Annotated in this window: 9 protein-coding genes; 8 read left to right on the forward strand and 1 reads right to left on the reverse strand. The window is 26.5% G+C overall.

Translation table 11 applies throughout. From position 1 onward, the window contains the following. Positions 1-373: 373 nt before the first annotated feature. The 3 genes from NG904_RS16110 to NG904_RS16120 all read left to right on the forward strand — a co-directional run bounded on the left by NG904_RS16110 (position 374) and on the right by NG904_RS16120 (position 3,447). Positions 374-982: a histidine phosphatase family protein gene (locus NG904_RS16110; RefSeq protein WP_252216698.1), complete on the forward strand. Its 609-nt coding sequence runs from the start codon at positions 374-376 to the stop codon at positions 980-982. A gap of 23 nt (positions 983-1,005) precedes the next feature. Continuing rightward, positions 1,006-2,244: a competence/damage-inducible protein A gene (locus tag NG904_RS16115; RefSeq protein WP_252232721.1), complete on the forward strand. Its 1,239-nt coding sequence runs from the start codon at positions 1,006-1,008 to the stop codon at positions 2,242-2,244. A 216-nt stretch (positions 2,245-2,460) separates the two neighbouring features. Continuing rightward, positions 2,461-3,447: a CPBP family intramembrane glutamic endopeptidase gene (locus tag NG904_RS16120; RefSeq protein WP_252216694.1), complete on the forward strand. Its 987-nt coding sequence runs from the start codon at positions 2,461-2,463 to the stop codon at positions 3,445-3,447. A gap of 145 nt (positions 3,448-3,592) precedes the next feature. On the opposite strand, the gene NG904_RS16125 is transcribed toward NG904_RS16120, so the two are convergent. After that, on the reverse strand, positions 3,593-4,006 hold the full coding sequence (locus NG904_RS16125; RefSeq protein WP_252232723.1) for a hypothetical protein: 414 nt from the start codon (positions 4,004-4,006) through the stop codon (positions 3,593-3,595). A 375-nt stretch (positions 4,007-4,381) separates the two neighbouring features. On the opposite strand from NG904_RS16125, the gene NG904_RS16130 reads away from it, so the two are divergent. From NG904_RS16130 to lplA, 5 genes are all read left to right on the forward strand, one after another. Next, complete coding sequence (locus tag NG904_RS16130) at positions 4,382-4,552, forward strand: (2Fe-2S)-binding protein (protein ID WP_252216689.1); 171 nt, start codon at positions 4,382-4,384, stop codon at positions 4,550-4,552. A gap of 311 nt (positions 4,553-4,863) precedes the next feature. Continuing rightward, a complete protein-coding gene (locus tag NG904_RS16135) occupies positions 4,864-5,292 on the forward strand; it encodes a MarR family winged helix-turn-helix transcriptional regulator (protein ID WP_252216686.1) in 429 nt (142 codons plus the stop codon). Positions 5,293-5,395: 103 nt separating this feature from the next. After that, positions 5,396-5,749: a carboxymuconolactone decarboxylase family protein gene (locus NG904_RS16140; RefSeq protein WP_003373813.1), complete on the forward strand. Its 354-nt coding sequence runs from the start codon at positions 5,396-5,398 to the stop codon at positions 5,747-5,749. 91 nt (positions 5,750-5,840) lie between these two features. Next, positions 5,841-7,541 (forward strand): dihydrolipoyl dehydrogenase, encoded by a 1,701-nt coding sequence (lpdA, locus tag NG904_RS16145; protein ID WP_252232725.1) that lies wholly within the window; start codon positions 5,841-5,843, stop codon positions 7,539-7,541. Next, positions 7,534-8,451 (forward strand): lipoate--protein ligase, encoded by a 918-nt coding sequence (gene lplA / locus NG904_RS16150; protein WP_252216681.1) that lies wholly within the window; start codon positions 7,534-7,536, stop codon positions 8,449-8,451. Before lpdA ends, lplA begins: the two co-directional genes overlap by 8 nt. Positions 8,452-8,615: the final 164 nt, after the last annotated feature.

Below are 8,615 nucleotides of genomic sequence, written 5' to 3' on the forward strand. Positions count from 1 at the left end.
TGGAACAGATGCATGTGTTGTTGGAGCAGTAGCTTTAGCATTACTTGAAACTGCAGAAAATTAATTTAGATAAGATTTGTATAAGTCCACTTAACAGTGATGTATATTGCAGTTAAGTGGTTTTTATTTATGTAATAGGCTATGTTTTAGCAGAGTGTTGAAATATGCCACTTTACCTATTGCATATATCACCACACATTTAAAACAGTGACATGTAATAATATAGAGATTTCCACTTTAAACCACACTTGTTCATTGTTAAGTATCAATTGTTAATTAAAGTGCAGTTCAATCACTTTGTACTAGGTGGAATATAAGTTGTAAGTATTGTAAAATAAGACTATATGAAATACAGTGTGGAGAGTGATTAAGTATGACAACATTATTTTTAACTAGACATGGTGAAACAGAATGGAATATAGAAGGAAGACTTCAAGGAAGTAAGGATTCACCTTTAACAGAAAGAGGATTGAATCAAGCTAAGAGCTTAAGAGATAGATTAAAAAATGAAAAAATAGACATTATATATGCAAGTCCTATAAAAAGAGCTTTGGATACAGCAAAAATTATATCAGAACCTAATAACATTCCAATAGTAACTTGTGATGAGCTAAAAGAAATTGGGTTTGGAGAATATGAAGGAAAATATATAAAAGATTTACCTAAAATGGGAGAAAGCAATTTTTTAGAAGAAATGTTTTCTGGAAATCATGAAGTAAAAGGAACTGATGGTGAAACTCTTTTAGATGTAAAGAATAGAACATTTAAGAAGTTAGAATCAATTTTAGAAAAAGAAAATGACAAAAATATTTTAATAGTAACTCATGGAATGGCTTTAAAAGTTATAATGAGTTACTTTACGGAATTTGAAGGTGAACTTAAGGGTGTATACGGACAAGCTTCATTGACCAAAATAGTAAGAGATAAAGATGAGTTTAACATTCTATCAAAGAATGATAGAAGTCATACAGAAAATCTTTAAATTTTTAATAAAAGGGGCATAAAATGAAAGTTGAAATAATATCAATAGGAACGGAAATATTATTAGGTGATATTCTAAATACTAATTCACAATATTTATCTAAGGAATTAGCTTTATTAGGTCTTGATGTATACAATCAGCAAGTTGTTGGAGATAATGAAGAAAGAATTTTAGAATCATTTGAATTAGCTTTTAGTAGAAGTGATTTGGTTATAACAACAGGTGGACTTGGACCTACAGATGATGATATGACTAAAGAAGTTGCATCAAAATATTTTGATAAAGAATTAGTAGAACATAAAAAATCAAAAGAAAAGATAGAAGAATACTTTAAATCAATGGGTAAGAATATGCCTAAAAATAATTTAAAGCAAGCATTATATCCTAAGGAATCAATTGTGGTTGAAAATAATAACGGAACAGCACCAGGTATTATTATAGAAGAAAAAGATAAAATAATGATTATTATTCCTGGACCTCCAAATGAGATGAAACCTATGTTTGAGGAAAGCATAAAACCATATCTAAATAATAAAACTAATACAACTTTAGTTTCTAAAGTAATAAAAATTATAGGTGTTGGAGAAAGTTCAGTTGCAGAAAAAATAAAGGATATAATAGATAATCAAACTAATCCAACAGTTGCACCTTATGCAAAGGATGGAGAAGTAGAATTAAGAATAACTGCAAAATCATATGAAGAGAGTGTAGGATTAAAATTAATAGAACCTATATTAAATGATATAAGAGAAAGATTAAATGATAATATATATTCAATTAATAATGAAACAATAGAAGAAGCTTTAGGAAAGATGTTAATAAATAAAGGATTAACTTTAGCTAGTGCAGAATCATGTACAGGTGGATTAATAGCAAGTAAATTAGTATCTTATCCAGGAATATCAGAAGTCTTTATGGAAGGTGCAGTAACATATTCTAATGAAGCTAAGATAAGAAGACTAAATGTGAAGAAAGAAACATTAGATAAATATGGTGCAGTAAGTGAACAAGTAGCAATTGAGATGGCAGAAGGCATATCTAAGACTTCTAAAACAGATATTGGAATAGCTACGACTGGAATTGCTGGTCCTGGTGGAGGAACTGCTGAGAAGCCTGTAGGATTAGTATATATAGGTATTTGTATAAATGGAAAGGCATATGCTAAAAGATATGTATTTAAGGGAAATAGAGCAAAAGTAAGAAACTCAGCGACTATAGCTGCATTAGATATGATTAGGAGAGAAGTAGAAAAGACATTTTAAAATAATGTTAATATTTAATTAAAACATTTATGATAAAAAATATTCCTATTGCTATCTATAATAGCAATAGGAATAAAATTTGGTATATAAATAAAATGGGGGGAGAGGCGATTAAATATTGAAGTTAGTTACTTCATTATAAATTCTTTCCCAAGAGGCAACTATTTATACACTAAAATATAAATCTAATTAATAATTTGTAGTAAAGGTGTAAATATGAAAAAAACATTTAGAGCTAATTTATATTTTTTAATAATACTATTAGGAGAAATAATAGGAACTAATTTTTTAGGAATTTTTTATTTAATGATGGGTTTAACAGATATAAGAGTGCAATTATTTTTAAATCATATGATTTTATTTATAATACCTGCAATAATATATGTAATAATAGTTAAGCCTAATATAAAACAAACTTTTAAGTTTAATAAATTATATTTAAAAGATTTTTTCTTAATAATTGTTTTATCATTTGTAAGTCAACCGTTAGTTACTTTGTTTTCACTTATAATGTCATTCTTTTTTGAAAATGATATAGGAAACTTTGTATCCCAAATATCATCTACACCATTTTTAATAATGTTACTTTTAATGGCTGTTATGCCTGCTATAACAGAAGAAATAACGTTAAGAGGTATAGTTCAATCTGGATATGATGATAAAAGTGATTTAAAAACGTGCATAATAATTGGCTTATTATTTGGTATATTTCATTTAAATGGTCAACAATTTTTATATGCAGCTGTTTTAGGTGGAATTTTAGCTTATTTAGTTAGAGTGACTAATAGTATATTTGCTTCTATGACATTCCATTTTATGATTAATGGAACATCAGTAGTTATGCAAAAGTTATTAACATTTTTTCAAAATAAATTTGGAATTGAAGAAACGGCTCAGGATATTTCAATCAAAGCTTTATCATTAGCTGAAAAGATGAATTTATTAAAAGGCTATGTAATAATGGGGTTGGTTTCAACATTTTTAATTGTATTAATGCTTAAAAAACTTAAGAGAATAAATGATAAAAGAAAACAAAATTTAATTAATGAACAAATTCAATATAAAGAGGCTGAGATTATTGATTATCAGTACTTTAATAAAGGTATATCTTATAATAAAGAAGATAAAATAATGAATTGGCCATTAATAGTAACCATAATAATATATTTTATATATATGGGTATTGCCATTATGTTAAGTTGATTAAATAGTTAGATAGAAATTTAGTTGAAATTTTAAAGGTGAAAGTAATAAGTTAAGGAAAAAATTCGTATTAGAATTTTAAAAATAACTTTTAACTTTCACCTTTTTACTTTGTAATGTTAACTAAAATGTAGAACAGAATTTTTTAGCATTTGATGATATCTGTATATGATGATTTATCTAAGAAATTAGAAAATGAATCTTCTTTTACCCAACCTCTTGAATTTATATTTGTATCTATAGGAAGAGATACATAATACCATACAATTTTATCGGATAAAGCTTTATCTAGTATATAAACTTCCATAGATATATCAATTTTTTGCAATACTGGCGCTAATTCATTTGGAGACAGATATACAATAGAATCTTTAGTTAATAAACCAGTATGTTCTGTTAAATCAAGAAACATAATTAATGGATTGTTTTTTAAAGAATTTAGTTGATTATACTCTGCTTTTAATTTATAAAACTGCTCTTGACTAGCGATTAATTGTTTTTTTACCGATGATATTTTGTTTTCATAATTATATATTAAGAATAATAAAGAGCCCGACACAACAATAATAAATAATAAGAATAATAAAATTTTCATATTAAATCTCCTATAACAACTATCACTTAAATTATATTTATTTACTATAGAAAAAATTCCAAAATTAATTTTAATTAAAAGGTATAAATATGAATTGAATATTTAAAATTAAGGATACGTTTTAGCAAGGTGTTTATATATGCATAAGTAAAAATGGACTGAGTTCAATTACAATGCCACTTTCACCTATTGCATATATAAACACACATTTAAAACGAGTAAATAAATATTATTAATTAATAATATTTACTATTGAAATTTTGTGTAGTATGTATTAAAATTAACTCACAGGAAATTATTCTTGTAATACAAAAGATTATTGTTAAGGGGAATAGAAAAATGGATATGAATGAAGTAATATGTGGATGTGTTGGAGTTACAGCACAAGATATAAAAGATGCTATGAACAATGGAGCTACTAATTTAGAAGAAGTACAAGAAGCTACTAACGCAGGTACATGCTGCGGCGGCTGTATTGAGAAAATAGAAGGAATAATAATTGCGAAATAGTTCTATTTTAGTAAAGTGTTGATATATGCATAAACAAGTAGACTGAATGATGAAATTTTACTTATTGCATATTTCAATATTTATAAAATTAGAGTTAAAAAATATAGGGTGTGTTTTTACTTTAGAAAACATACCCTATATTTTTTTATAGATTATTAACTGCTTAAATTAAAAATTTTTCAAGCATAATCATTAATAATTAAGTTGAATCATAATATGTTGAAGTAATAATTTTATGGAGAATTAGTTGCTCTTAATCTAAGGAGTATACTATAATTAAAGAATTGAAGAAAATCAAAGGATGTGGGGAAATGTATAATTTAGATGATTGCATTGGTTTCATAACTAATAAAGGGGCTAAAATACTTTCAGATGAATTTAACAGAAGGCTTCAGGAACATGATATGACTAGAGTTCAATGGATAGCATTATATTATATAGGTAAGACTAATGGTATTTTTCAGAAGGAGCTTTCTGATAACATGAGTGTTAAAGAATCTTCTATGGTAAGACTTATAGATCGTATGGAAAAAGATGATTTAGTTGAAAGAAGAAAAGAAATTAAAGATAGAAGAGTAACTAGAATATTTTTATCTGATAAGGGAAAAAAGTTAAGAGAAGAACTTATTCCATTGGGAGAAGAATTTCAGAGGGATGCAGTTAATGGTATATCAGAAGATGAACTAAATATTTTTAAAAATGTTTTAGAAAAAATGATAAATAATGTATGTAAATGTTGACAATACCACTTTGATGTGGTATTTTTTATACAAAGATACTTGCTATGCTAAGCATTGCTATGTAAAGTAATTTAGAGAATAGAATTATATGGAGGTTTTTATTATGAAAAAAGATGTTAGAGGAATGTTAAATGATTTTATGAATGGGTTAAATACGCTAGGAGAAACTAATGGTGCTAATGTTGAAGCATTTATGAATCTTCTTGGTACAAACTATGGTGATGGTGCTATTAGCAATAAGACAAAAGAATTAATTAGTGTTGGTATAGCTACATATAACAGATGCGAATATTGTATAGTATTCCATGCTTTTAAAGCTTTAGAAGCAGGAGCTACTAGAGAAGAAATAATGGAAGCAGCAATGGTTTCAGTTGCATTTGGTGGAGGCCCAACAATGGCTTATTCAGTAACATTATTAAAAGATTCAATTGATGAATTTGAAAAAGATTTTAAATAAGTAGTAATTGTATATAAATAAAAATATATGGGTTGTTCATAACATCTAATTGATTTTATGACAACCTTTTTACATAGAAGGAGAATTTAAGATGGATATAAGATTAGAAACATTATCTGGACATAATAAGTCTGCTAAAGTAGGAAAAATTAGTGTGACTGAAGGAGAGCAAGTAAAAAAAGGGCAGGTATTAATGCAATTAGAAACAAGCAAAGGAAATACACCTTTTAAAGCAAATTTTGATTTTAAAATAGATGAAATAAAAGTATCTGAAGGTAACGAAGTTGAGATTGGACAAATATTATTTCTAGCAACTGGAGAAAATATAAGTAGTAATAGTAATACTCCTAAGGTTGATTATTTTGGTTCTATGCTTAAGGGAAAAAAAGAAAATGTTACAGCTGATTTAACAATAATAGGGGGAGGTCCAGGAGGATATGTTGCAGCAATCTATGCAGCTAAAAAAGGATTAAATACTGTTATTGTTGAAAGAGAAAATTTTGGTGGTACTTGTTTAAATGTAGGATGTATTCCAACAAAAGCATTTGTAAAATCATCTGAGGTATTTCATAATGCATTAAACAGTGAAGAGTTTGGATTTACTATTGATAATATACAAGTTGATATGAAAAAAGTAGTAAAAAGAAAAGATGATGTTAAAGGAAGACTTGTTAATGGAATAGAGTATCTTCTAGAAGCAAATGGCGTAAGAGTTATAAAAGGAGAAGCTTCATTTTTAGATAATAAAAATATTATTGTAAAAAAGGGTAAAGATGAGTATACAGTAGATTCTAAAGATATAATTATAGCAACTGGATCTAAAATTTCAAATATTAATATTAAAGGAATTGATATGCCATTTGTTTTAAATAGTACTACTGCATTAAGCAATGAAAAATTACCTGAGTCTATAACAATAATTGGTGGTGGAGTTATAGGTATGGAATTTGCATTCATTTACTCTAACTTTGGAGTAAAGGTAAATGTAGTTGAATATGCAGATAGATTATTGCTAATGATGGATAAAGATATTTCTGAAGAGATAAAAGGTATTGCAACTGATAAAGGAATTAATGTCTATACAAGCTCAAAAGTTACAGAGATTAAAAAATCTGAAGATGGCCATGCTATTGTATCTTTTGAAAAAGATGAAGAAGAAAAATTATTAGTATCAGAAAATGTACTTGTAGCAATAGGAAGAGAGCCTAATATTGATGGATTAAATGTTGAAAATATAAATCTTGAATTAAATGATAATAGAAGAGGAATTAAAGTTAATTCTAATTTAGAAACAAATGTTGAAGGTGTGTATGCTATAGGAGATGTTAATAATATAATGCAATTAGCTCATGTTGCTTCACATCAAGGAATGCTAGCTGTTGATAATATATTAGGACAAAATAAAGAAATGAGCTATGATCATGTACCAAATGTAATTTTCACAGTGCCAGAAATAGCATCAGTTGGAATGAATGAAGATAAGTGTTTAAAAGAGGAACTAAATATTAAGATAAGTAAATTCCCTTATTCAGCTAATGGTAAGGCTTTAACTATGGGAGAAGAAAAAGGATTTATAAAAATAATTAAAGATATTAATAATAATAAAATAGTTGGAGCATCTATTATTGGAGCAGATGCATCTTCATTAATTAGCACATTAACTTTAATTATTAAGAATAATATTAGTGAAGAGAAAATTTGTGAAACTATATTTGCACATCCAACTACAGGTGAAGTAATACATGAAAGTGCCTTAGGACTATCTATAGGAGCTATACACAATCATGAATAAAGTTATCATTTCAAAAGAGGTAGATCCAGCTTATAACTTAGCTTTAGAAGAAGAACTACTTAGAAATTTGAAAGATAATGAAAATATATTATATCTTTGGCAAAATGATAGAACTGTAGTTATAGGGAGAAATCAAAACCCATATTCTGAATGTAATTTAGATTATATGAAAGAAAACAATATTACATTAGTTAGGAGAATATCTGGTGGAGGAACAGTTTTTCATGATCTTGGAAATCTTAATTTTACTTTTTTAACTAAAGAGGTAGATGTGAATTTAGAAAAGCAGCTTAAAGTAATAATCGATGGAATTAAAAGATTAGGATTGGTTGCAGAAGTATCAGGAAGAAATGATTTACTTATAGATAATAAGAAATTTTCTGGTCATGCATTTTATTCAGAAGATGGAAACTATTTTCATCATGGAACTATAATGATCGATATAAATTTAAATGAACTTTCTAAAGCATTAAATCCATCTAAATTAAAATTACAATCTAAGGGAATAAAGTCTGTTAGAAGTAGAGTTATTAATCTTAAGGATTTAGATAAAAAAATTGATTCTAATATTGTTAAGGAAGCTTTAATTAATGGATTTCTAAATGTATATGGAGAATTTGCAAATATAAAAGAATATAGCAAAAAAGATTACATTCCAAGTCATTTTCAAAAATATAATGATAGAAAGTGGAATTTTGGAGAAAGTCCTAATTACAATATAACTTTAGAAAGAAAATTTTCAATTGGAAATGTTGAGATTAATTTAGATATTGTTAATGGGATTATAAAGGATTGTAAAATATTCACTGATTCACTTATGTTAGTAGATTTAAACAAAATTCAAGAATGCTTAAAAGGAATTGAGTTTAATGAAGAAGTAGTAATTAAAATAATTGAAGGATATATGTGAATAGGCAATTCATATATACAAACAATTAAAATTAATGAATTTAATTTTATTGTTTAGAATAAAGATAAATTTTAAATTATAGGCTCTGTTTTAGCAGAGTGTTGATATATGCATAAGCAAAGTGGACGGAATAATTGAACTTATGAACACTAAAATGAGTATAG

Source organism: Clostridium sp. ZBS15 (assembly GCF_023845705.1).
GTDB classification, from domain to species: Bacteria; Bacillota; Clostridia; order Clostridiales; family Clostridiaceae; genus Clostridium; species Clostridium aquiflavi.